The sequence below is a fragment of the Cellulomonas fimi ATCC 484 genome (assembly GCF_000212695.1).
GTDB lineage: Bacteria > Actinomycetota > Actinomycetes > Actinomycetales > Cellulomonadaceae > Cellulomonas > Cellulomonas fimi.
Window position 1 is genome coordinate 2,020,106 of the sequence record NC_015514.1, and the last position, 22,400, is coordinate 2,042,505.

19 protein-coding genes and 1 tRNA gene are annotated in these 22,400 nt (G+C 72.5%); 12 read left to right on the forward strand and 8 right to left on the reverse strand.

All coding sequences use genetic code 11. From position 1 onward, the window contains the following. Positions 1–53: 53 nt before the first annotated feature. Positions 54–127 (reverse strand) — tRNA-Leu (locus tag CELF_RS09245). A 105-nt stretch (positions 128–232) separates the two neighbouring features. On the opposite strand from CELF_RS09245, the gene CELF_RS09250 reads away from it, so the two are divergent. Together CELF_RS09250 and CELF_RS09255 are read left to right on the forward strand one after the other, a co-directional pair. After that, positions 233–916, forward strand: coding sequence for an ANTAR domain-containing response regulator (locus CELF_RS09250; protein WP_013770985.1), 684 nt, complete (start codon positions 233–235; stop codon positions 914–916). Positions 917–1,111: 195 nt separating this feature from the next. Then, positions 1,112–2,380 carry an ABC transporter substrate-binding protein gene (locus CELF_RS09255; RefSeq protein ID WP_013770986.1) on the forward strand — a complete coding sequence of 423 codons (1,269 nt, stop codon included), beginning with the start codon at positions 1,112–1,114 and terminating at the stop codon, positions 2,378–2,380. A 97-nt stretch (positions 2,381–2,477) separates the two neighbouring features. Here CELF_RS09255 and CELF_RS09260 read toward each other — a convergent pair whose 3' ends face one another. Beyond that, positions 2,478–3,245: an endonuclease/exonuclease/phosphatase family protein gene (locus CELF_RS09260; RefSeq protein WP_013770987.1), complete on the reverse strand. Its 768-nt coding sequence runs from the start codon at positions 3,243–3,245 to the stop codon at positions 2,478–2,480. 58 nt (positions 3,246–3,303) lie between these two features. On the opposite strand from CELF_RS09260, the gene CELF_RS09265 reads away from it, so the two are divergent. Continuing rightward, positions 3,304–3,936: a nucleotidyltransferase family protein gene (locus tag CELF_RS09265; protein WP_013770988.1), complete on the forward strand. Its 633-nt coding sequence runs from the start codon at positions 3,304–3,306 to the stop codon at positions 3,934–3,936. Between the two features lie 87 nt (positions 3,937–4,023). Here CELF_RS09265 and CELF_RS09270 read toward each other — a convergent pair whose 3' ends face one another. From CELF_RS09270 to CELF_RS09285, 4 genes are read right to left on the reverse strand one after another with little or no spacing between them, the layout of a single operon-like run. Then, positions 4,024–4,914 (reverse strand): ABC transporter ATP-binding protein, encoded by an 891-nt coding sequence (locus CELF_RS09270; RefSeq protein WP_013770989.1) that lies wholly within the window; start codon positions 4,912–4,914, stop codon positions 4,024–4,026. Then, positions 4,911–5,834, reverse strand: a complete 924-nt coding sequence (locus tag CELF_RS09275; RefSeq protein ID WP_013770990.1) for an ABC transporter ATP-binding protein — start codon at positions 5,832–5,834, stop codon at positions 4,911–4,913. Before CELF_RS09275 ends, CELF_RS09270 begins: the two co-directional genes overlap by 4 nt. Further along, on the reverse strand, positions 5,824–6,810 hold the full coding sequence (locus CELF_RS09280) for a branched-chain amino acid ABC transporter permease (protein ID WP_013770991.1): 987 nt from the start codon (positions 6,808–6,810) through the stop codon (positions 5,824–5,826). The genes CELF_RS09275 and CELF_RS09280 overlap by 11 nt, the downstream gene beginning before the upstream one ends. Positions 6,811–6,821: 11 nt before the next feature. After that, positions 6,822–8,255, reverse strand: a complete 1,434-nt coding sequence (locus CELF_RS09285) for a branched-chain amino acid ABC transporter permease (RefSeq protein WP_013770992.1) — start codon at positions 8,253–8,255, stop codon at positions 6,822–6,824. Positions 8,256–8,573: 318 nt separating this feature from the next. Here CELF_RS09285 and CELF_RS09290 point away from each other — a divergent pair, with 318 nt between their 5' ends. Further along, entirely contained in the window at positions 8,574–9,305 is a 732-nt protein-coding gene (locus CELF_RS09290) for a GNAT family N-acetyltransferase (protein ID WP_126297710.1), read from the forward strand. Here the strand turns inward: CELF_RS09290 and CELF_RS09295 are convergent. Next, complete coding sequence (locus tag CELF_RS09295) at positions 9,221–9,634, reverse strand: PaaI family thioesterase (RefSeq protein ID WP_013770994.1); 414 nt, start codon at positions 9,632–9,634, stop codon at positions 9,221–9,223. The genes CELF_RS09290 and CELF_RS09295 overlap by 85 nt on opposite strands. On the opposite strand from CELF_RS09295, the gene polA reads away from it, so the two are divergent. The 3 genes from polA (at position 9,633) to CELF_RS09310 (ending at position 14,591) form a co-directional block, all read left to right on the forward strand. Next, positions 9,633–12,401, forward strand: a complete 2,769-nt coding sequence (gene polA / locus CELF_RS09300) for a DNA polymerase I (RefSeq protein ID WP_041553415.1) — start codon at positions 9,633–9,635, stop codon at positions 12,399–12,401. The genes CELF_RS09295 and polA overlap by 2 nt on opposite strands. A 196-nt stretch (positions 12,402–12,597) precedes the next feature. After that, on the forward strand, positions 12,598–12,951 hold the full coding sequence (locus CELF_RS09305; protein ID WP_013770996.1) for a DUF485 domain-containing protein: 354 nt from the start codon (positions 12,598–12,600) through the stop codon (positions 12,949–12,951). Further along, positions 12,948–14,591, forward strand: a complete 1,644-nt coding sequence (locus tag CELF_RS09310) for a solute symporter family protein (RefSeq protein ID WP_013770997.1) — start codon at positions 12,948–12,950, stop codon at positions 14,589–14,591. Before CELF_RS09305 ends, CELF_RS09310 begins: the two co-directional genes overlap by 4 nt. A gap of 109 nt (positions 14,592–14,700) precedes the next feature. Here CELF_RS09310 and CELF_RS09315 read toward each other — a convergent pair whose 3' ends face one another. Continuing rightward, a complete protein-coding gene (locus CELF_RS09315; protein ID WP_013770998.1) occupies positions 14,701–15,546 on the reverse strand; it encodes a class I SAM-dependent methyltransferase in 846 nt (281 codons plus the stop codon). Between the two features lie 129 nt (positions 15,547–15,675). Here CELF_RS09315 and CELF_RS09320 point away from each other — a divergent pair, with 129 nt between their 5' ends. From CELF_RS09320 to CELF_RS09340, 5 genes are all read left to right on the forward strand, one after another. Beyond that, positions 15,676–17,343: an ABC transporter substrate-binding protein gene (locus CELF_RS09320; protein WP_013770999.1), complete on the forward strand. Its 1,668-nt coding sequence runs from the start codon at positions 15,676–15,678 to the stop codon at positions 17,341–17,343. A 19-nt stretch (positions 17,344–17,362) separates the two neighbouring features. After that, positions 17,363–18,370, forward strand: a complete 1,008-nt coding sequence (locus CELF_RS09325; RefSeq protein ID WP_013771000.1) for an ABC transporter permease — start codon at positions 17,363–17,365, stop codon at positions 18,368–18,370. Next, a complete protein-coding gene (locus CELF_RS09330) occupies positions 18,367–19,308 on the forward strand; it encodes an ABC transporter permease (RefSeq protein ID WP_013771001.1) in 942 nt (313 codons plus the stop codon). Before CELF_RS09325 ends, CELF_RS09330 begins: the two co-directional genes overlap by 4 nt. Continuing rightward, positions 19,305–21,095, forward strand: a complete 1,791-nt coding sequence (locus CELF_RS09335; RefSeq protein WP_013771002.1) for a dipeptide ABC transporter ATP-binding protein — start codon at positions 19,305–19,307, stop codon at positions 21,093–21,095. The genes CELF_RS09330 and CELF_RS09335 overlap by 4 nt, the downstream gene beginning before the upstream one ends. A gap of 138 nt (positions 21,096–21,233) precedes the next feature. Then, positions 21,234–22,259, forward strand: coding sequence for a 6-phosphofructokinase (locus tag CELF_RS09340; RefSeq protein ID WP_013771003.1), 1,026 nt, complete (start codon positions 21,234–21,236; stop codon positions 22,257–22,259). Positions 22,260–22,400: the final 141 nt, after the last annotated feature.

Genomic DNA, 22,400 nt, shown 5'->3' on the forward strand with positions numbered 1-22,400 from the left:
CGACGCGCGGACGGACCGACCGGACGGAGACGCACCTCCGGCACGTGCACAGGTGCCCCGAGTGGGATTCGAACCCACACTGGATCGGGTTTGAGCCGAACGCCTCTGCCGGTTGGGCTATCGGGGCCAGGCGGTCAGGATAGACGCGCCGCGACCGCCCCACGGGCGAGCGGCGCACGTCACACCCCCACGGTTCTGCGAACCCGGCGCTCGCGGCGACTACGCTGTGCCCGTGACCAAGGACGTGACCCCCGAACCCACCGAGGCGCCCGACCTCGACCTGACGACCTCCGCGCCGGCGGAGGAGCCGGCGGCCGAGCCCGCGCCCGCACGTCCCGCGCGGCGCGCCGTCGTCGCCGAGGACGAGGCCCTGATCCGCATGGACGTCGTCGAGACGCTGCGCGACGCGGGCTTCGACGTGGTCGGCGAGGCGGGCGACGGCGAGCAGGCGGTGGCCCTCGCGACCGAGCTCAAGCCCGACGTCGTCGTGATGGACGTCAAGATGCCCGTCCTCGACGGCATCTCCGCGGCGGAGCGCATCGGCAAGGCGCACCTCGCGCCCGTCGTGCTGCTCACCGCGTTCTCGCAGACCGAGCTCGTCGAGCGCGCGCGCGACGCCGGGGCGATGGCCTACGTGGTCAAGCCGTTCAGCCCGGCGGACCTGCTGCCCGCGGTCGAGATCGCCATCTCCCGCTACGCCCAGATCACCGCGCTGGAGTCCGAGGTCGCGGACCTCGCGGAGCGGTTCGAGACCCGCAAGCGCGTGGACCGCGCCAAGGGCCTGCTCATGACGAAGATGGGCCTGACGGAGCCGGAGTCGTTCCGCTGGATCCAGAAGACCTCGATGGACCGCCGCCTCACCATGCGCGAGGTCGCGGACGCCGTCATCGACCAGGTCGGCGGCGCCTCCTCCTGACACCCCTCCACGGTCACGAAGCCGGTCGAGCCCACGCTCGGCCGGCTTCGCTTTTGTCACAACTCTGCAACAAACAGGTGGTGAGACGGAGACATTCACATCGCGGATACAAAGACTGAGTACCTTCGCGCCACACTGCACCGATCCTCACCAGGGATCAGCGGGACGCAGGACTCGACAAGAGGGGTACCACGCATGATTCGTTCGACACACGCAGTCAGGGCAGCGGCTCTGGCGGGCGCTGCCGCGCTGATCCTCGCCGCGTGCAGCGGCGGCGGAGAGGGGAGCGACGACGCGACGGAGGGCGGCGGCGGCGACACCGCGGCGCCGCTCAAGGTCGGCACGCTGCTCCCGCAGACCGGCTCGCTCGCGCAGCTCGGCCCGCCCGAGATCGCCGGCGTCGACCTCGCGGTCGAGGAGATCAACGAGGCGGGCGGCGTGCTCGGCTCGGAGGTCGAGGCCGTCCACACCGACTCGTCCGACGCGGAGCACGCGGAGGTCGCCACGCAGTCGGTCCAGGACCTCATCAGCCAGGACGTCTCCGTCATCATCGGCGCCGCGTCGTCGTCCGTCACGCGCAACGTGATCGACGACATCACGGGCTCCAAGATCGTCCAGATCTCGCCGGCGAACACCGCCACCGACCTGTCCGGCGCGAACGACTTCTACTTCCGGACCGCCCCGCCGGACACGGTCCAGGGCTCCGCGCTCGCCAACCTCATCCTCGGCGACGGTGCGGTCAACCCCGGCATCCTCGTGTTCAACGACGACTACGGCACGTCGCTGCGCAACGTGGTGGAGAAGGTCGTCACCGACTCCGGCGCGACGCTCGCCTACGGCAGCGAGGGCCAGGAGTTCGACCCGAACGAGACGAACTACGCCTCGATCGTCGGCAACGCGCTGGCCGCGCAGCCCGACGCGATCGCGATCATCGCGTTCACGACGCAGACGCCGCTGATCATCGCCGAGCTCGCCGCCCAGGGCTACGACATGTCGAAGGTCTACTTCGTCGACGGCAACCTCACGCAGTTCGGTGAGGAGTTCCAGCCGGGTCTCCTCGAGGGCGCGCAGGGCACCCTGCCCGGTGCGTTCCCGAGCGACGAGTTCCAGGAGCGCCTGCTCGGCATCAACCCGGACCTGAGCGACTTCTCCTACGCGGCGGAGTCGTACGACGCGACGATCCTCGCGGCCCTCGCGGCCGTGAAGGGCGGAGCGACCGACGGCGAGACGATCCAGGCGAACCTGCCGGCGGTCTCGGGTGCGGACGGCGGCGAGAAGTGCGCGACGTACGCGGAGTGCCTCGAGCTGCTCGACGCGGGCGAGGACATCGACTACGAGGCGCAGTCGGGCGTCGGTCCGTTCAACGAGGACAACGACCCGGAGTCGGCGTACATCGGGGTCTACACGTTCGGTGCGGACAACAAGTACACGTTCACGAAGTCGGAGTTCGGCGAGGTCGGCTGAACCGGACGCTGACGGGCCGCCACGCCCGTCCGTGACGTCACCGAGGGGTCGGTGCGGCGCCTGCCGCACCGGCCCCTCGGCGCGTCCGCAGAGGGCGTCAGGAGCCGAGGCGGAGGTCGACGACGAGCGCGCGGTGGTCGGACAGCCCGGTGTCGACCGCGCGGCCCCGTCCGTCGGCCCGCACGGGCCCGTCGGCGAGGACGTGGTCGAGCTGCTTGACGGGCTGCGCCACGGGGTAGGTGTCCGCGGTGGCGAGCGGACGCATGCCGGTCACGCGCTGGGGGCGCTCCGCCTCGAGGTTGAGGTCGCCCGTCAGCACGAGCGGCCGCGGGAGCGGGCGCACCTGGCTGACGAGGTGCCGCAGCTGCCGCACGTTCCAGCCGGGGATGAACGTGAGGTGCGTGGCGACCACGGTGAGCGTCCCGCTGGGGCCCTCGACGACCGCCGCGAGGGCCGCGCGCGGCTCGTCGCGCACGAGCGTGGGCCACCGCTGCCCGGGCCACCGCACGGGCGTCCTGCGGCGCAGCGTCGGCAGCGTGAGAACGCGCCACTCGCGCACCGGGTGGCGGCTCAGCAGCGCGATGCCGTAGCTCGCGGTGGCCGGCTGGTGGTCGCCCGTGGCCGCGGTCCACAGCCCGGGCTCGCCGTGCAGCACGGCGACGAAGCGGTGGTGCGGCGCGCCCATCGCGTCCGCGGCGACGACGGTCAGGTCGGCGCCGTGCGAGCGCGGCTGGTCGCGGTCCACCTCCTGCAGCGCGAGCACGTCGGCGTCGAGGGCGCGCACGGCGGCCCCGAACCGGTCCAGGTCGACCTCGCCGTCCACGGTGGAGCGGCCGTGCAGGATGTTGAACGTCGCCAGGCGCACCCTGGCGATTGTCGTCCCCGACCTGCGGGTGTGCGCGTCGGGATGAGAGATTGGCCCGATGACGGTGCAGGGCGCTCTCGAGAACCCCCCGGACGACCGCACGGCCCTCCAGGACGGCCTGCGGCTCGTCGCGGTCGCGCTGACCGATGCCCAGATCCCGTTCGCGCTCGTGGGCGGCTACGCGTCGTGGGCACGCGGCGCACCCGAACCGAGCCACGACGCCGACTTCGCGGTCACCGAGGAGGACGTCGAGCGCGCGAAGTCGGCGATCGCGGCCGCGGGGCTCGTCGTCGAACAGCCCGCCGAGAACTGGCTGTTCAAGGCGTTCCACCACGGGCAGCTCGTCGACGTGCTGTTCCGGATGGTGGGGGAGCCCGTGACCCGTGAGCTGCTCGAGCGCTCCGACGAGCTCGAGGTGCTCGCGGTGCGCATGCCCGTGCTCAGCGCCACGGACATCGTGTCGGCGAAGATGCGGGTGCTCGGGGAGCACGCGTGCGACTTCGGCCGGCTGCTGGCGATCGTGCGCGCGCTGCGCGAGCAGATCGACTGGGACCGCGTGCGGCACGACGTGCGCGACCACCCCTACGGCAAGGCGTTCCTCTACCTCGCGGACGAGCTCGGGATCACGGGCGCGCCGCACGGGCGGATCGAGGTCGAGCCCGGCCGGACGGACGCGCCGACGGGCGACTGAGCGGCCGTCACGGCCGCACAGGCCGGCGCCCGGTGCGCGACCCGGCGGTGGGCGCCCGGGGATGACCCGGAGCGCCCACCGCGGGCCTCAGGACGCGTCGGGGTCCTGCGCGGCCGACTCACGCCTCGCCGCCGCGGCGTCCTCCACGTCCGTGGCGAGCGTGCCCAGGTAGAGCTCGATGACCTTCGGGTCGTGCATGAGCTCGCGCCCCGGGCCCGAGTACGCGTTGCGCCCCTGGTCGAGCACGTACCCGCGGTCGCAGATCTGCAGGGCGCGCCGGGCGTTCTGCTCGACGATCACGACCGACACGCCCGCCTTGTTGATGCGGCGCGTGCGCAGGAACGTCTCGTCCTGCCGCACGGGGGACAGGCCCGCCGACGGCTCGTCCAGCAGCAGCACGGTCGGCTCCATCATGAGCGCGCGCGCCATCGCGACCATCTGGCGCTCCCCGCCGGACAGCGACCCGGCCCGCTGCCGGCGACGCTCGCCGAGGGTGGGGAACAGGTCGGCGACGAACGCGAACCGCTCCGCGAACCTCCTGGGCGCCTGGTAGGCGCCCATCTGCAGGTTCTCCTCGATGGTGAGCGAGGGGAACACGTTGTTCGTCTGCGGCACGAAGCCGACCCCGCGGTGCACCAGGTGGTCGGCGCGCAGGTTCGTGATCTCCTCGCCGCCGAGGGTGACCGTGCCCGAGCGCACCGGCACGAGGCCGAACAGCGACTTGAGCAGCGTCGACTTGCCGGCGCCGTTCGGGCCGATGATGCCGACGAGCTCGCCCGGGTGCAGCACGAGGTTGCACCCGTTGAGGATGTCGACGCCGGGCAGGTAGCCCGCGACGAGGTCGGTCGCGGCGAGCAGCGGCTCTCCCGCGGGCGCCCCGCGGTGCAGCGCCGCCCGGTCCTCGACCGACACCGTCGAGGGTGTCGCGGCGGGCGCGTCGTGGTCGGAACGCGTGACGGCATCCATCGCGTCGCTCATCGGGACTCCTCCTCGGACCGCAGCGAGTCGAGCACGGCGTCGTCGAGCAGCGCGTCGTCCCCGAGGTCGGTGTCGTGGTGCGCGCCCAGGTAGGCGTCGATCACCGCAGGGTTGTTCATGACGGAGTCGGGCGGCCCCTCGGCCACGATGCGGCCCTCGGTCATGACGACGACCCAGTCGGAGATGTGCCGGACCATGTGCATGTCGTGCTCGACGAACAGGACGGTCGTGCCGTCGTCCCGCAGCGCCTGGATGTGCCCCAGGAGCGACTGCGTGAGCGCCGGGTTCACGCCCGCCATGGGCTCGTCCAGCATGATCATCCGCGGCCGCGCCATGAGCGCGCGGGCCATCTCGAGCAGCTTGCGCTGCCCGCCCGACAGGCTGCCCGCGAAGTCGTCGCGCTTGGTGTCCAGCTTGAAGCGGGCGAGCAGCTCCTCGGCCTGCGTGGTGATCTCCTGCTCGCGGGACCGCCACACGGGTGGGACGAGCGCGGCGAACAGGTTCTCGCCGGGCTGGGTGGTCGCGCCGAGCCGCATGTTCTCGATCACCGTCATGCGGTTGAGCGCCTTGGTGAGCTGGAACGTGCGGATCATCCCGGCGCGTGCGACGCGCGCGGCGGACACCCCGCCGAGCGACCGGCCGTCGAACGTCCAGCGCCCGCTCGAGGGCCGGTCGAACCCGGTGAGCAGGTTGAACAGCGTGGTCTTGCCGGCGCCGTTCGGACCGATGAGCGCGGTGATCGCGCCGCGCTGCACCTCGAGGTGGTCGACGTCGACGGCGTTGACGCCGCCGAAGTTCCGGCGCACGTCGTCGGCGACGAGGATCGGGTCCGGCTTCTTCGCGCCGGGCACGTGCTCGACGTCGCGCAGCGCGGCGACGACGGCCTCGCGGGCGGCGGAGGAGGAGGCCTCAGTGGGCATGGATCGCGAGCTCCTTCTTGTCGCCGAGGATGCCTTGTGGCCGGAAGATGATGAGCAGCATCAGCGCGACCCCGACGACGATCCAGCCGAACTGCTCGATCTGCTCGCTGCGCAGCACGGTGGTGGGGACCACCTCGCGCAGGGTCAGCTTCACGAGGGCCAGGACGGCCCAGAAGATGATCGACCCGAGCACGGGGCCGAACACCGTGGCGGCACCGCCCAGCAGCAGGATCGTCCAGATGAAGAAGGTCATCGAGCGGCCCATCGAGTCGGGCTGCACGGCACGTGGCAGGACGTACAGGATGCCCGCGAGGGACCCGATGACGCCGCCGAGCACGAGCGCCTGCATCTTGTAGGAGTAGACGTTCTTGCCGAGCGAGCGCACCGCGTCCTCGTCCTCCCGGATGCCCTTGAGCACGCGGCCCCAGGGGCTGCGCACGAGCAGCCAGACGAGCAGGCACGCGAGCGCCACGACCCCCCAGCCGACGATGCGGACCCACCAGCTGTTCGACGCGTTGACCGCGTACTCGAACGGTCCGAGCGCCCACGTGCCGTCGGGGAACGGTGACGCGTCCTGGAACGAGTACTTGTACTGGTTGCCGCGCAGGCCGCTCGACGCGCCCGTGAGGTCGGTCAGGGCCGTCGAGCGGCCCACGAGGCGGACGATCTCCGCGGCGGCGATCGTGACGATCGCGAGGTAGTCGCCGCGCAGCTTGAGCGTCGGGATGCCGAGGATGAGCGCGAAGACGGTCGCGGCCGCGATCGCGACGAGCACCGCGGCCCACAGCGGCCAGCCGGCGATCGTGGCGATCGCGAAGCCGTACGCGCCGAGCAGCAGGAAGCCCGCCTGGCCCATGTTGAGCAGCCCGGTGAGGCCGAAGTGGATGTTGAGGCCGATCGCGGCGAGCGCGTAGGCGGCCGTCGTCGGGGCGAAGAACTCGCCCGCGACGTTGGCGAGGATGCGTGTCCAGTCCATGGGGGTCTCCGTTATCCGACGCGCGTCGCTCGACCGAGGATGCCCTGCGGCCGTACCAGCAGGACGAGGATGAGGATCACGAGGGCCGACGCGTAGCGCATGTCGGTCGGGATCCAGAGGCTCGACAGCTCGACGACGAGGCCGATGACGATCGAGCCGGCGAGGGCGCCGAACGCGGCGCCGAGCCCGCCGAGCGTGACGGCCGCGAACATGAGCAGCAGCAGCGCGCCGCCCGCGTACCACGACGTCGCGCCGAAGTAGAGGCCGACGAGCACGCCGCCGAGGGCCGCGAGCCCCGCGCCGATCGTCCACACCAGGCGGATCGTCCGGTTGACGGAGATGCCCGACGCGGCGCTCAGGGCGGGGTTGTCGGCGACCGCACGGGTGGCCCGGCCGGCGCGCGTGCGCAGCAGGAAGTACGCGACGCCGACGAGCGCGACGACGGCGATCGCGAGCGACCACAGCGTCGTGACGGTCAGGCGCACCGGACCGATCGCGACCGACGTGGGCGTCTCGGTGACGATGCGCAGCGGCCCGGCCCCGAAGAAGAACTGGAACACGTACGAGACCGCCATGGACAGGCCGATCGTCACGATCATCTGCTGGATCATCCCGACCCCGCGGCGCCGCAGCGGGCGCCACAGCCCGGCGTCCTGCAGCCAGCCTGACAACGCGCCGAGGACGACCGCGATGACCGCGGACGGCAGCAGCGGCAGGCCGACGACCTGCGTCCCGACGTAGGCGAGGATCCCGCCGAGCGAGACCTGCTCGCCGTGCGCGAAGTTGCTCAGGCCCGTCGTGCCGTAGATGAGCGACAGCCCGACGCTCGCCAGCGCGAGCAGCGTGCCGAAGACGAGCCCGTTCGCGGTGAGCTGCGCGACCCGCGCGGCGGTGATGCCGGACCCGGGCTCGGCGGGCGTCGCGGTGCCGGCCTGGCCCGTTGCGCCGGTCGTCGGGGAGGCCGACGGCTCGTCGTCCCCGTCGTCGCCGCCGCCCTCGGCCGCCGGGGCGCCGAAGGGGAACAGCGCGGCGGCGGACGCGCCGAGGCCCACCTGCACGGTGCGCGGGTTGTTGGCCGGGTCCCGCAGCGTCTGGCCCGCGGGGATCGTGGCGACGTCGAGGGTCACCTGGTACTCGCCCGCCTCGGTGACGGGCACGGACCAGCGGCCGGTGGCGTCCGTCGTGGCGGTGAGCTCGCCCGCGGGCCCCTCCACGGTCAGCACCGCACCGACGACCGGCTGGCCGTCCGTGGTGCGCAGCGTGCCGTTGATGCAGCCCGTCGAGGCGTCGGCGACGCACGCCTGGACGGCGGTGCGGGCGCCGTGCGCCTGGGCGGGCGTCGCGACGAGCAGGAGGGCGAGCGAGGCGAGGGCGAGCAGGAGAAGGGCGGTGGTCCGCCGGGCAGTCGGCAGGGGGCCACTGCGGTCCAGGACGCGTGATCGCACCTAGGACCTCCGTCCGTGTGGTCATGGCGCGAGCGGTGGCTCGGCGGCGCTGTCGAGCGGGGCGTGTCGCCCCGCCGGGTGGCAGGACGATAGGGAGGGATTGTGTCTTGTTCATTACGTGAACGCGAGGGGCCGCCCGGATCGGGCCGTCCGCGTGTCGGACGCGCCGGGCAGCCGTCCAGGTGTGACCTACCCGCGCGGACGGGGGACTAGGCACCGGTGAGCCGCCTGCGCCATGATCGGAGCCGGCGCCATCGTGGGCAGGACGGCGTCAGCCCGACCGGATCCCCCTCGTCCCGTCTGGAGGCCCGAACAGCCGTGCGCCCAGGAGTCCAGGTCCGAACCGCCTGCCCGGACGACCTCGAGGACCTCGTCGACGTGTGCCTCGCCGCGCGGCGGGAGGCCGCGGTGGGGGCGCAGCTCTGCACCGACGACGCGGACCGGCTGCGCGAGCAGCTCGGCGCCCTGCGGGCGTTCCCCGGCGGCCTCGTGCTCGCAGGCGCCGTGGACGGACGCACGTGCGGCCTGCTGCTCGCGCGGGTCCTCGGCCCGGGCCCGTTCACCGACGTGGCGAGCATGAGCATCGAGGCGGTCTACGTGCTGCCGGAGGTGCGCCGTCGCGGCCTGGGGCACGCGCTGCTCGCCGGTGCCGTCGCGCGCGCCGAGGAGGTCGGCGCGACCGAGCTCTACGCGTCGCCGCTGCCCGGCGCACGCGGGATGCAACGCTTCCTGGCCCGCATGGGGTTCGCCCCCGCAGCCACGCACCGCGTCGTCACGACGTCCGCGCTGCAGCGGCGGCTCGCGCACGACGCCGCCCCCGCGGTGCTGCCCGGCACGGCACGCCGCAGCGGGTCGCGCGGCCTGGAGGACCTCATCGCACGGCGCCGGCAGGGCCGCATCCGCGCCGAGGGCGTGGCGGTGACGGGGGGCGTCCCCGTGGTGGTCCGCCAGACGGACGCGGCAGGTCAGCCGCGCGCCTCGATCAGCATGCAGGTCAACCGGGCCGTGCAGAGCCGGCGCCCGTCGGCGTCCTCGACGACGACGTCGTAGGTCGCGAGCGACCCGCCCAGGTGCACCGCGGTCGCGGTCCCCGTCACCGCACCGGACCGCGCCGACCGGTGGTGCGTCGCGCTCAGCTCGATGCCCACGGCCGCACGACCCGGGCCGGCGTGCACCTGCGCGGCGTACGAGCCCAGCGTCTCGGCGAGCACGGCCGACGCGCCCCCGTGCAGCAGCCCGTACGGCTGGGTGTTGCCCTCGACCGGCATGGTGCCCACGGCGCGTGCGGCGGACAGCTCGAGGAGCTCGATCCCCATCCGCTCGAGCAGCGTGCCGGCGGTCGGAGGGGTCTGCGCGAGCGCGTCGGTGGTGTCGGACATGGCAGATAGGTTGGCACCCGTGAGCGACGCACAGCCAGCCGCCCTGTCCACGACAACCCCGGCGACACCGGTCGGGCCCGCGCGGCTCCTGCTGATCGACGGCCACTCGATGGCGTACCGCGCGTTCTTCGCGCTCCCGGTCGACAAGTTCGCGACGTCGACGGGCCAGCCGACCAACGCGGTCTTCGGCTTCACGTCGATGCTCGCGAACCTCCTGCGCGACGAGGAGCCGACGCACGTCGCCGTCGCGTTCGACGTCGGCCGCACGACGTTCCGCACCGAGCAGTACGAGGCGTACAAGGGGAACCGGGACGCGACGCCCGAGCCGTTCCGCGGCCAGGTCGCGGTCATCCAGCGCGTGCTCGCCACGATGCACGTCCCGGTGCTGGAGAAGCCGCACTTCGAGGCGGACGACATCCTCGCGACCCTGTCCCGGCAGGCACGCGCGCAGGGCATGCAGGTGCTCGTCTGCACGGGCGACCGCGACGCGTTCCAGCTCGTCAACGACGACGTGACCGTGCTGTACCCCGTCAAGGGCGTCTCGGAGCTCGCCCGCATGACCCCCGCAGCCGTGGAGGCGAAGTACGGCGTGCCCCCGGAGCGCTACCCCGACCTGGCCGCGCTCGTCGGCGAGTCCAGCGACAACCTGCCGGGCGTCCCGGGCGTCGGCCCCAAGACGGCCGCCAAGTGGATCACGCAGTACGACGGGCTCGAGGGGATCCTCGCGCACGCGGACGCGGTGACCGGCAAGGCAGGGGAGTCGCTGCGGGAGAACCTCGAGCAGGTCCGGCTCAACCGGCAGCTCAACCGTCTCGTCGACGACGTGGAGCTGCCGCTCGGCCCGGAGGACCTCGCCGCACGGCCCTGGGACCGCCACGAGCTGCACGCGATCCTCGACGAGCTCGAGTTCCGCACGCTGCGGGACCGGCTCTTCGCGATGCTCCCCGACGAGAGCGAGAAGCCGGCGGCCGTCGCGGCGGCGGCGCTCGACCTCGCGGTCCTCGGCGCCGGGGACCTCGGCCCGTGGCTCGCCGCGCGCGCGGGACGGCCGCTCGGCGTCGACGTGCGCGGCTCCGGCGCGCCCGCGGGGGGCGACGCGTGGGGGATCGCCCTGGCCGACGCGTCGGGGCAGGCGGCGGCCTTCGACCTGTCCCAGGTCGACCCGGCCGACGAGAACGCCCTCGCGGCCTGGCTCGCCGATCCCGCGCAGCCGAAGGTCGTGCACGCGTCCAAGGAGGCCTGGCACGCGCTCGCGGGGCGGGGGATGCCGCTCGCGGGCGTCACGTTCGACACCGAGCTCGCCGCCTACCTGTGCCAGCCGGACCGGCGCGCGTACGACCTGGGCGACCTCGCGATCGGGTACCTGCGCCGCGAGCTCGGCTCCGAGGACGCGCAGGTCGGCGGGCAGGGGGCGCTGGACCTCGAGCTCGACGGCACCGACGAGGGGCGCCGCGCGGCCGTGCGGGCGTCCGCGGTGCGGGACCTCGCCGACGTCCTCGCAGGTGAGCTGGGCGACCGGGGCGCGGACGGGCTGCTCCGGGACCTCGAGCTGCCGCTCGTCGACGTGCTGGCCCGGATGGAGCGCACGGGCATCGCGACCGACGGCGCCTACCTGTCGTCGCTCGAGAAGTCGTTCGACGCCCAGGTGCAGGACGCGGCCGCCGAGGCGTACGCGGTGATCGGCCGCGAGGTGAACCTCGGCTCGCCCAAGCAGCTCCAGGAGGTGCTGTTCGACCAGCTGGGCATGCCGAAGACCAAGAAGATCAAGACCGGGTACACGACCGACGCGGCGTCGCTGACGGACCTGTTCGCGCGCACGCAGCACCCGTTCCTCGAGCACCTGCTCGCGCACCGTGACGCGATCCGGCTGCGGCAGACCGTCGAGGGGCTGCTGCGCTCCGTCGCGCCCGACGGCCGGATCCACACGACGTTCCAGCAGACGATCGCCGCCACCGGTCGCCTGTCGTCGGCGGACCCGAACCTGCAGAACATCCCGATCCGCACCGAGGCGGGCCGCCAGATCCGGCGCGCGTTCGTCGTCGGCGACGGCTACGAGACGCTGCTCACGGCGGACTACTCGCAGATCGAGATGCGGATCATGGCGCACCTGTCCGGCGACGAGGGCCTCATCGACGCGTTCCGCTCGGGCGAGGACCTGCACTCGTACGTCGGCTCCCGCGTGTTCGGCGTCCCGACCGACGAGGTCACGCCTGCGATGCGCTCGAAGATCAAGGCGATGAGCTACGGCCTGGCGTACGGGCTGTCCTCGTACGGCCTGTCGCAGCAGCTGACGATCGAGGTGTCGGAGGCCGCCGGCCTCATGCAGGACTACTTCGCCCGGTTCGGCGGCGTGCGCGACTACCTGACGGGGGTCGTCGACGTGGCGCGCACGACGGGGTACACGCAGACGATCCTGGGCCGGCGCCGCTACCTGCCCGACCTCACGAGCGACAACCGCCAGCGCCGGGAGGCGGCCGAGCGGATGGCGCTCAACGCGCCGATCCAGGGCAGCGCCGCGGACCTCATCAAGGTCTCGATGCTGGGCGTGGACCGGGAGCTGACGCGTCGCGGCCTGGCCTCCCGCCTGCTCCTGCAGGTGCACGACGAGCTCGTGCTCGAGGTCGCCGCGGGCGAGCGCGAGGAGGTCGAGGCGCTCGTGCGCGAGCAGATGGGCGCCGCGGGCGACGCCGCGACCGACGGCCCGCTCGACGTGCCGCTGGACGTCAGCGTGGGCGTCGGGGGCAGCTGGCACGACGCGGGTCACTGACGCCGCCGCGGCTCGCGGGGCCTCTGCCGACGCTCGTCGGGGCGGTCCCGCGGGTTGCCGGACCGCCCTCGGGGTGAGGTTTCGGTCGGACTTTCGACGATCAGGACGAAAGCACCGCTAGTGGACGAGCGTGATCTGGGCCACAGTGGGCGCCTGTGGCAACGCCGCCACGTCCGACGTCCCCCGGGAGGCGCGCATGACCGACACGTTCAGCGACACCCCAGAGACCGACTACCAGCGCGTGCAGCGCAGCGCCGAGTTCCAGGCGCTGCGCCGGCGCTTCCGGAACTTCGTGTTCCCCATGACGGCCCTGTTCCTCGTCTGGTACTTCCTCTACGTCCTGCTCTCCACGTACGCGCACGACTTCATGGGCACGCGCGTGTGGGGGACCATCACGGTCGGCCTGCTGTTCGGGCTCGGCCAGTTCGTGTCGACGTTCGCGATCACGATGATCTACGCGCGGTGGGCGAACAACCGGCAGGACCAGGTCGCCGAGCGGCTGCGCCGGCACATCGAGGAAGGCTCGCTCGACGGCGGTGAGGTCGCGTGAGCGCCGTGGTCCGCACCGCGACCGAGCAGATCGGCGACCCGCTCGTCAACATCGCGATCTTCGGTGCCTTCGTCCTCGTGACGCTCGTCATCGTGTTCCGTGCGTCGCGGAACAACCGCACCGCTGCCGACTACTACGCGGCCGGGCGGTCGTTCACCGGCCCGCAGAACGGCACCGCGATCGCGGGCGACTACCTGTCCGCGGCGTCGTTCCTCGGCATCTGCGGCGCGATCGCGATCAACGGCTACGACGGGTTCCTCTACTCGATCGGGTTCCTCGTCGCGTGGCTCGTCGCGCTCCTGCTGGTCGCGGAGCTGCTGCGCAACACGGGCCGGTTCACGATGGCCGACGTCCTGTCGTTCCGGTTGCGCCAGCGGCCCGTCCGGATGGCGGCGGCCCTGTCGACCCTCGCGGTCGTGTTCTTCTACCTGCTCGCGCAGATGGCCGGCGCGGGCGGGCTCGTCGCGCTCCTGCTCGGCATCGACGACCGCGCAGCGCAGGGTGTCGTCATCGCCGTCGTGGGCGCGCTGATGATCCTGTACGTGCTGGTCGGCGGCATGAAGGGCACCACGTGGGTGCAGATCATCAAGGCGGTGCTGCTCATCGCGGGCGCCGGCGTGATGACGCTGTGGGTGCTCTCGAAGTACGGCTTCAACCTGTCCGACCTGCTGCAGGGCGCGATCGACCAGGCCGGGGAGGGCGGTGAGGCGCTCGTCGAGCCGGGCAAGCAGTACGGCGCGAGCGCCATGAGCCAGCTCAACTTCGTGTCGCTCGCCCTCGCCCTCGTGCTCGGCACGGCGGGTCTGCCGCACGTGCTCATGCGCTTCTACACGGTGCCGTCGGCCAAGGAGGCGCGCCGGTCCGTCGTCTGGGCGATCTGGCTCATCGGCATCTTCTACCTGTTCACGCTCGTCCTCGGGTACGGCGCGGGCGCGCTCGTGGGCCCGGAGACGATCACGTCGGCACCCGGCGGCGTGAACTCGGCGGCGCCGCTGCTCGCGTACGAGCTCGGCGGGACGATCCTGCTCGGCATCATCTCGGCGGTCGCCTTCGCGACGATCCTCGCCGTGGTCGCCGGGCTCACGATCACCGCCGCGGCGTCGTTCGCCCACGACATCTACGCCAACTGGCTCAAGCGGGGCGAGGTCAAGCCCGACGGGGAGGTCCGCGTCGCGCGGATCACGGTGGTCGCGATCGGCATCCTGGCGATCGTCGGGGGCATCTTCGCCAACGGCCAGAACGTCGCGTTCCTCGTCGCCCTGGCGTTCGCGGTCGCGGCCAGCGCGAACCTGCCGACGATCCTCTACTCGCTGTTCTGGAAGAGGTTCAACACGTCGGGCGCGCTGTGGAGCATGTACGGCGGTCTGATCTCGTGCATCGTGCTCATCGCGATCTCGCCGGTCGTGTCCGGCAAGGTCGACCCCACGACCGGGGCGAGCCTGTCGATGATCCGGGACACGAGCATCGACTTCCACCTCATCCCGCTCGAGAACCCCGGGATCATCTCGATCCCGCTCGCGTTCCTGCTCGGGATCGTCGGGACGCTGCTGAGCAAGGAGCAGCCGCACCCCGAGAAGTTCGCCGAGATGGAGGTCCGCTCGCTCACCGGGGCGGGCGCCGAGAAGGCCGTGGCGCACTGAGCGCGCGTCGCCCGGGACCGTGCCGCGGCCGGTCCCGGGCGACGCCGGCCGCGGGAGCGGGGCCGAACGCCGTGTTGACGCTCACCTCGTTCGCGACCGGCGGCGCGCGTCAGGCGCGGCGGGCCGACCGGCAGACGAAGATCGCGGTGCCCGGCAGCAGCGCACCGCGCACCGGCCCCCAGCCGCCCCACGTCCGCTCGTGCCCGGCGGGCCACTCGGGCTCGACGAGCCGCTCGAGCACGAACCCGGCGCCGACGAGCTCCGCCACGTGGTCGCCGACCGTGCGGTGGTACTCCGCGTACAGCACGCGGCCCGACGCGCCCGTCTCGACGTAGGGGCGGCGGTCGAAGTACGACCGGGCGGCCGTGAGCCCGTGCTCGGACGGGTCGTCGGGGAACGCCCAGCGCAGCGGGTGCGTCACCGCGAACACCCACCGGCCACCGCGCCGCAGCAGGCGTGCCGCCTCGGCGTGCACGCGGTCCGCGTCGGGCACGAACGGGATCGCGCCGAACGCGGTGAACACCACGTCGAACGCGCCGTCCGCGAACGGCAGGGCGCGCGCGTCGGCCTGCACGAGGGGGGTGCTCGACCCGGCCGCGGCGTCGTACGCGCGCCCCTGCGCGAGCATCCCGCCGGAGACGTCGGTCGCGACCGCGAGGGCACCGTGCTCGCGCAGCCAGCGGGTGCACTGCGCCGCGCCCGCCCCGATCTCGAGCACGCGCCGCCCGGTGACGTCCCCCAGCAGGTGCGCGTCGTCCTCCCGCAGGCCCTCCGGGCACCACGTGAACTCCGCGGGGCCGAGGAAATCCCCGTGCTCGTCGAGGTACTCGCGCGCGTTCGCGTCCCACCAGGTCCGCCCGGCCGCGCCGCCCTCGGCGTCGGGGACGTCGCGGTACCCCGCGTCGGCCAGCGGCTCCGAGGACGGTGTGCCGGGGGGCTGCGCAGATTCGGACATGTCGATAGTGTCGCCCGAACCCGAAGAGGTACTCGCACGTAACAACGACGTGACGTGGGAGACCTAGCCTCGGCCCGTTCCGGCGCCTGGTCGGCCGGGAGAGGGAAGACCTGACGAAGGGTGGTCGTGGTGAAGTCCTGGAAGCTGGTGGCCGTCTCGGCGGCCGGAGCGCTCGCCCTGACGGCGTGCGCCGCGAGCGATCGCGACTCCGACGGGGGCGCGACCGACGACGCGAGCGGGGGTCGCGACACGTTCATCTTCGCGGCCTCGTCCGACCCGGCGGGCCTCGACCCCGCCTTCGCGAACGACGGCGAGTCGTTCCGCATCGCCCGGCAGATCTTCGAGGGGCTCGTCGGCACCGAGCCCGGCACCGCGGACCCCGCGCCGCTGCTCGCGGAGTCGTGGGACGTCAGCGAGGACGGCCTGGAGTACACGTTCCACCTCAAGGAGGACGTGAAGTTCCAGGACGGCACCGACTTCGACGGCGAGGCGGTGTGCTTCAACTTCGACCGGTGGAACAACTTCACCGGCGTGCTGCAGTCCGAGTCCCTGTCGTACTACTGGCAGAAGGTCAACGGCGGCTTCGCGACGAGCGACGTCGAGACCCTGAACGGCACCGGGAAGTACGAGAGCTGCGAGGCGCCCGACGCCGCGACGGCGGTCGTGACGCTCAAGAGCCCGCTGCCCGAGCTCATCTCGGCGCTGTCGCTGCCGTCGTTCTCCATGCAGTCGCCGACCGCGCTGCAGGAGTACGAGGCGGACAACGTCACGGGCAGCACCGACGCGCCCGTCCTGCCCGAGTACGCGAACGCGCACCCGACCGGCACGGGCCCGTACGTCTTCGAGTCGTGGAGCCCCGGCGAGGAGGTCGTGCTCGTCGCGAACGAGGACTACTGGGGCGACACGGGCCAGATCAAGCGGATCGTCTTCCCGATCATCTCCGACGCCACCGCGCGGCGGCAGGCGCTGCAGGCCGGCGACATCGACGGGTACGACCTCGTCGGGCCGGCCGACGTGCAGGCGCTGCAGGACGAGGGCTTCCAGATCGTCAACCGCGAGCCGTTCAACATCCTGTACCTCGCGATGAACCAGGCGAACCCCGACCTGGCCGACCTCAAGGTCCGGCAGGCGATCGCCTACGCGATCAACAAGGAGGCGCTCGTCGCGCAGACGCTCCCCGAGGGCACCGAGGTCGCGACGAACTTCGTCCCGCCGTCGGTCTCGGGCTGGAACGCGGACGTCGAGACGTACGACTACGACCCGGAGAAGGCCAAGAGCCTGCTCGCCGAGGCCGGCAAGACGAACCTCACGATCGACTTCAACTACCCGACGAACGTCTCCCGGCCCTACATGCCCACGCCGGAGCAGGTCTTCACCGCGATCAAGGCGGACCTCGAGGCGGTCGGCATCACCGTGAACGCCGTGCCGGACCCGTGGAACCCCGAGTACCTGGACAAGATGCAGGGCACCACGGAGCACGGCATCCACCTGCTCGGCTGGACCGGTGACTACAACGACACCTACAACTTCATCGGCGTCTTCTTCGGCGGCCCGTCCAACGAGTGGGGCTTCGACAACCCGGAGATCTTCCAGGCGATCAACGACGCGCGCTACGTCGCGGACCTGGACGAGCAGAAGGCGGCCTACGAGGCGGCCAACGCCCAGCTCCTGGAGTTCCTGCCCGGCGTCCCGCTCGCGCACCCCGTCCCGTCGCTCGCGTTCAAGGCCGACGTCCACGACTACCCGGCCTCGCCGGTGCAGGACGAGGTCTACAACGTGATCACGCTCGGCGACTGAGAGAGACCGCACCACACCGATGACCCGACTGATCCTGCGGCGCCTCGCGCTGCTCGTCCCGACCCTGCTCGGGTTGTCGGTCCTGCTGTTCCTGTGGGTGCGCGCTCTCCCGGGAGGACCTGCCACGGCCCTCCTGGGGGAGCGCGCCACCCCGGAGGCGGTGGCCCGCGTCAACGAGCTGTACGGCTTCGACAAGCCCCTCGTGCAGCAGTACCTCACCTGGCTCGGCCAGCTCCTCCAGGGCAACTTCGGCGTCTCCACCCGTACCGGCCGGCCGGTGCTCGAGGAGTTCGTCAACCGGTTCCCGGCGACGATCGAGCTCACGGTCGTCGCGCTCGTCATCGCGATCGGCGTCGCCATCCCGCTCGGCTACGTGGCCGCCCGTCGCCAGGGCAGGCCGCTCGACCACCTCACCGTCCTCGCGTCGCTCGTCGGCGTGACGATCCCGGTGTTCTTCCTCGCGTTCCTGCTCAAGTGGCTGTTCGCGGTCCAGCTCGGCTGGTTCCCCTCGTCCGGGCGCCAGGACCCGACGATGGTCGCGACGCACCCGACGGGCTTCTACGTGCTCGACGGCATCCTCACGCGCGAGTGGGACGCGAGCTGGGACGCGCTGCTGCACCTCGTGCTGCCCGCCGTCGCGCTCGGGTCGATCCCGCTCGCGATCATCGCCCGCATCACGCGGTCGTCGGTCATCGAGGTGCAGGACGCCGACTACGTGCGGACCGCGCGCGCCAAGGGTCTGGGTCCGTCCCGCCTGCGGCGCCGCGTCATCCTGCGCAACGCGATGCTCCCCGTCGCGACCACGATCGGCCTGCAGGTGGGGCTGCTGCTCTCGGGGGCCGTGCTCACCGAGACCGTGTTCGCGTTCCCCGGCATCGGCAGCTTCCTGTCGAACGCGGTGTTCAACCTCGACTACGCCGTGCTCCAGGGCTTCATCCTCATCATCGCGGTGGTGTATGCGCTCGTGAACCTCGTCGTCGACGTCTCCTACGGCCTGATCGACCCGCGGACGAGGGCGACGCGATGAGCGCGCCCGAGGTCTACGAGGTCCCCAACGCCCCGCTCGGCCAGGGGCTGCCTGCCGACGAGTCGAAGCTCGCCGGCGCGTCCCACTGGCGGGTCGCGGCCCGGCGCCTGCGCCGCAACCCCGGCGCGATCGTGGGTGCCGCGATCGTCACGCTGTTCGTCCTGGTCGCCGTCTTCGCGCCGCTCATCGCGCCGTACGACGCGGGCGAGCTGCCCGGTCGCGCCGAGGTCCGGCCGACGTACATCCCCGGGCCGTCCGAGGAGTACCTGCTCGGTCTCGACCGGTACGGCGCGGACCTGTTCTCCCAGCTCGTGTGGGGCGCACGCGCGTCGCTGCTCATCGGCGTCCTGTCGACGCTCCTCGGCCTGCTCGGCGGCATGCTGCTCGGCGTGCTCGCGGGCGGGCTCGGCGGCCGGACCGACACCGCGATCATGCGGTTCGTCGACCTCCTGCTCGCCGTCCCGAGCCTGCTGCTCGCGGTCTCGATCGCGGCGATCGCCGGGCAGACGCCGTCGGCGGTCGTCATCGCGATCGGCGTCGTCCAGGTGCCGATCTTCGCGCGCCTGCTGCGCGGCTCGATGCTCGCCCAGCGCGGCCAGGACTACGTGCTCGCGGCCCGTTCGCTGGGCCTGAGCCGCCGCACCGTGACCATGAGCCACGTGCTGCCGAACAGCGTGTCGCCCGTCATCGTGCAGGCGACGCTGCTGCTCGCGACCGCGGTCATCGAGGCGGCCGCGCTGTCGTTCCTCGGCCTGGGCGGCGGCTCGCCGACCACGGCCGAGTGGGGGCGCATGCTGACCTCGGCGCAGAACGAGCTCGAGATCGCCCCGCGCCTGGCGCTGTGGCCGGGTGCGTGCATCGCGGTCACGGCGCTCGGCTTCACGTTGTTCGGCGAGGCGCTGCGCGAGGCGCTGGACCCCCGGTCGAGGAAGCGGTGAGCGGCGTGACGAGCGGACTCTTCGGCGGCGAGCCGCTGCTGCAGGTGCGGGACCTCGAGGTCACGTTCACGACCGACGCGGGCCAGAGCAAGGCGCTGCGCGGCGTGAGCCTCGACATCCACCCGGGCGAGACCGTCGCCGTCGTCGGCGAGTCGGGTTCCGGCAAGTCGACGACGGCCGCCGCCGTCATCGGCCTGCTCGCGACCAACGGGAAGGTCACCGGCGGGCAGATCCTGTTCGGCGGCCAGGACGTCGTGCGGATGTCGGCCGCCGAGGTCGCGCGGCTGCGCGGTGCGCAGATCGGGCTCGTCCCGCAGGACCCGATGTCCAACCTCAACCCCGTGCGCCGCGTCGGGCCGCAGATCGTCGAGGCGCTCGAGGACAACGGCGTCGCGAAGGGGCGCGACGCGCAGGCCCGCACCGTCGAGCTGCTCGAGGAGGCCGGGCTGCCCGACGCCGCCCGGCGTGCCCAGCAGTTCCCGCACGAGTTCTCGGGCGGCATGCGCCAGCGTGCGCTCATCGCGATGGGGCTGTCCGCACGGCCGCGCCTGCTCGTCGCCGACGAGCCGACGTCCGCCCTGGACGTCACGGTGCAGCGCACGATCCTCGACGGCCTCACGTCGCTCACGTCGCGCCTCGGCGTCGCCGTCCTGCTCATCACGCACGACCTGGGCCTGGCCGCCGAGCGCGCCGACACGGTCGTCGTCATGTACCGCGGCGAGGTGGTGGAGAAGGGGCCGGCGCGCCAGATCCTGCGCGACCCGCAGCACGAGTACACCAAGCGGCTCATCGCCGCGGCGCCGTCGCTCGCGTCGCGCCGCATCGCGATCGCCAAGCAGACGGGCGACGCCGACCTCGTCGCGGACGACCTGCTCGCGCCGTCGCACGGCGAGGGCGCGCCGCCGCCGGCCTCCACCTCGGACCGACCGCAGGAGCCCGCCGCGGCGGAGGCCGCCCAGGATGCCGGGCAGGGCGTCGACACGATCGTCGAGGTCGAGCACGTCAGCAAGGTGTTCCAGCTCCGTGGGAAGGGCCTGTTCTCGCGCGCCACGGACTTCACCGCCGTCGACGACGTCAGCTTCGTCGTGCCGCGCGGCCGGACCGTCGCGCTCGTGGGGGAGTCCGGCTCGGGCAAGTCGACCGTCGCGCGCATGATGCTCGGCCTCACCGAGCCCACGTCCGGCACCATCCGCTTCGACGGCGTCGACGTCAGCTCGGGCCGCGACCGCGCCGCCGAGGTCACGTTCCGCCGCCGCGTGCAGCCGATCTTCCAGGACCCGTACGCGTCGCTCGACCCCCTCTTCACGATCTACCGCACGATCGAGGAGCCCCTGCGCGCGCACCGCATGGGGACGGCGGCGGAGCGCCGCGACCGCGTCCACCGGCTGATGGAGGACGTCGCGCTGCCGACCGAGCTGCTGCGCCGCTACCCGGGCGAGCTCTCGGGCGGTCAGCGTCAGCGCGTCGCGATCGCCCGCGCGCTCGCGCTCGAGCCCGAGCTCGTGGTGTGCGACGAGGCGGTCTCGGCGCTCGACGTGGTTGTGCAGGCCCAGATCCTGCACCTGCTCGCCGACCTGCAGTCGCGCCTCGGCCTGTCGTACCTGTTCATCAGCCACGACCTGGCCGTGGTCCGGCAGATCGCCGACGTCGTCTGCGTCATGGAGCAGGGGCGCCTCGTGGAGCAGGGCACCGCCGACGAGGTCTTCGACACGCCGCGCACGCAGTACACCCGCACGCTGCTCGACGCGATCCCGGGCCGCACGCTCGAGCTGGGGGTCGCGGGCTGACGCGCTAGCGACGCGACCCCGCCACCGACCGGGACCGAAGGCACGGGTGACGCGGCAGGTCACGACTAGGCTGGCGACCGCGGCAGCCCGACGGTGCGCTGACGTCGTCCCCCTTCCGTCGTCTGTCAGGAGTCACCCGTGCGTGTCGGTCTGCTCACCGGAGGCGGCGACGTCCCCGGCCTCAACGCGGCGATCCGAGCCGTCGTCAAGCACGGCGAGGGGCAGTACGGCCACTCGATCATCGGCTTCCGCAACGGCTGGAAGGGCGTCGTCGACGGCCTGTCGATGCCGCTGACGCGCCAGCACATCCGCAACGTCCTGCCCGTCGGCGGCACGCTGCTGGGCACGGCACGGTTCCACCCGCACGCGGGCGACGGCGGCATCGACCAGGTGCTCGCGACGCTCGAGGCCGAGCGCATCGAGGCGCTCATCTGCATCGGCGGCGACGGCACGCTGCACGCCGCGAGCAAGGTCGCCGAGGCGGGCGTGAAGATCGTGGCGATCCCCAAGACCATCGACAACGACGTGTGGGGCACCGACCAGTCGATCGGCTTCGACACGGCCGTCACGATCGCGACCGACGCGATCGACCGCATCCACACCACCGCGGAGAGCCACAACCGCGTCATGGTCGTCGAGGTCATGGGCCGGCACGCCGGCTGGATCGCGGCGACCGCGGGCATCGCGGGCGGCGCCGAGCTGGTCCTCGCGCCCGAGGCGCCGTTCGACATCGACCGCATCGAGCGGTTCCTCAAGCACCGCCACCGCGCGCACGCGAGCTTCTCCATCGTCGTGGTCGCCGAGGGCGCGGTGCCCGCCGAGGGCACGTCGATGCACTACGAGACGCAGGTCGGGAAGTTCGGCGAGATCGTCGCAGGGGCGATCGGCGAGCGGCTCAAGGCCGAGATCGAGCAGCGCACGGGCTTCGACACGCGCGTCACGGTCCTCGGGCACGTCCAGCGCGGCGGGACCCCGTCGCCGACCGACCGCATCCTCGGCTCGCGCTTCGGCGTCGCGGCGATCGACGCGATCACCCAGGGCCGCTCGAACGTCATGACCGCGCTGCGCGGCGAGCGTGTCGAGCTCGTGCCGCTGAGCGAGGTCGCCGGCAAGGTCAAGCACGTCCCCGACGAGCTGCTGTCGGTCGCGCGGGCCCTCGCCTGAGCCGTCGCGTCGTCGCCGCCCGCCCGCCCGCCGGCCGCGCGGGGGCGGGCCGCTCGGCCGTCCGGGTCGTGCTTTGACCCGCCCGCTGCCGCCCCGATAGGGTGGACGGCGGTGCCGCGCGCCTTCCTCCAGGTCCGACGC

Excerpts from the sequence above, each read along its gene's own strand:
- CELF_RS09305 (WP_013770996.1), top strand. The coding sequence starts at position 12,598 with ATGACCGACACGTTCAGCGACACCCCAGAGACCGACTACCAGCGCGTG.
- CELF_RS09255 (WP_013770986.1), top strand. The coding sequence starts at position 1,112 with ATGATTCGTTCGACACACGCAGTCAGGGCAGCGGCTCTGGCGGGCGCT.
- CELF_RS09295 (WP_013770994.1), bottom strand. The coding sequence starts at position 9,634 with ATGTCCGACACCACCGACGCGCTCGCGCAGACCCCTCCGACCGCCGGC.
- CELF_RS09315 (WP_013770998.1), bottom strand. The coding sequence starts at position 15,546 with ATGTCCGAATCTGCGCAGCCCCCCGGCACACCGTCCTCGGAGCCGCTG.
- polA (WP_041553415.1), top strand. The coding sequence starts at position 9,633 with ATGGCAGATAGGTTGGCACCCGTGAGCGACGCACAGCCAGCCGCCCTG.
- CELF_RS09325 (WP_013771000.1), top strand. The coding sequence starts at position 17,363 with ATGACCCGACTGATCCTGCGGCGCCTCGCGCTGCTCGTCCCGACCCTG.
- CELF_RS09275 (WP_013770990.1), bottom strand. The coding sequence starts at position 5,834 with ATGCCCACTGAGGCCTCCTCCTCCGCCGCCCGCGAGGCCGTCGTCGCC.
- CELF_RS09330 (WP_013771001.1), top strand. The coding sequence starts at position 18,367 with ATGAGCGCGCCCGAGGTCTACGAGGTCCCCAACGCCCCGCTCGGCCAG.
- CELF_RS09270 (WP_013770989.1), bottom strand. The coding sequence starts at position 4,914 with ATGAGCGACGCGATGGATGCCGTCACGCGTTCCGACCACGACGCGCCC.
- CELF_RS09280 (WP_013770991.1), bottom strand. The coding sequence starts at position 6,810 with ATGGACTGGACACGCATCCTCGCCAACGTCGCGGGCGAGTTCTTCGCC.
- CELF_RS09265 (WP_013770988.1), top strand. The coding sequence starts at position 3,304 with ATGACGGTGCAGGGCGCTCTCGAGAACCCCCCGGACGACCGCACGGCC.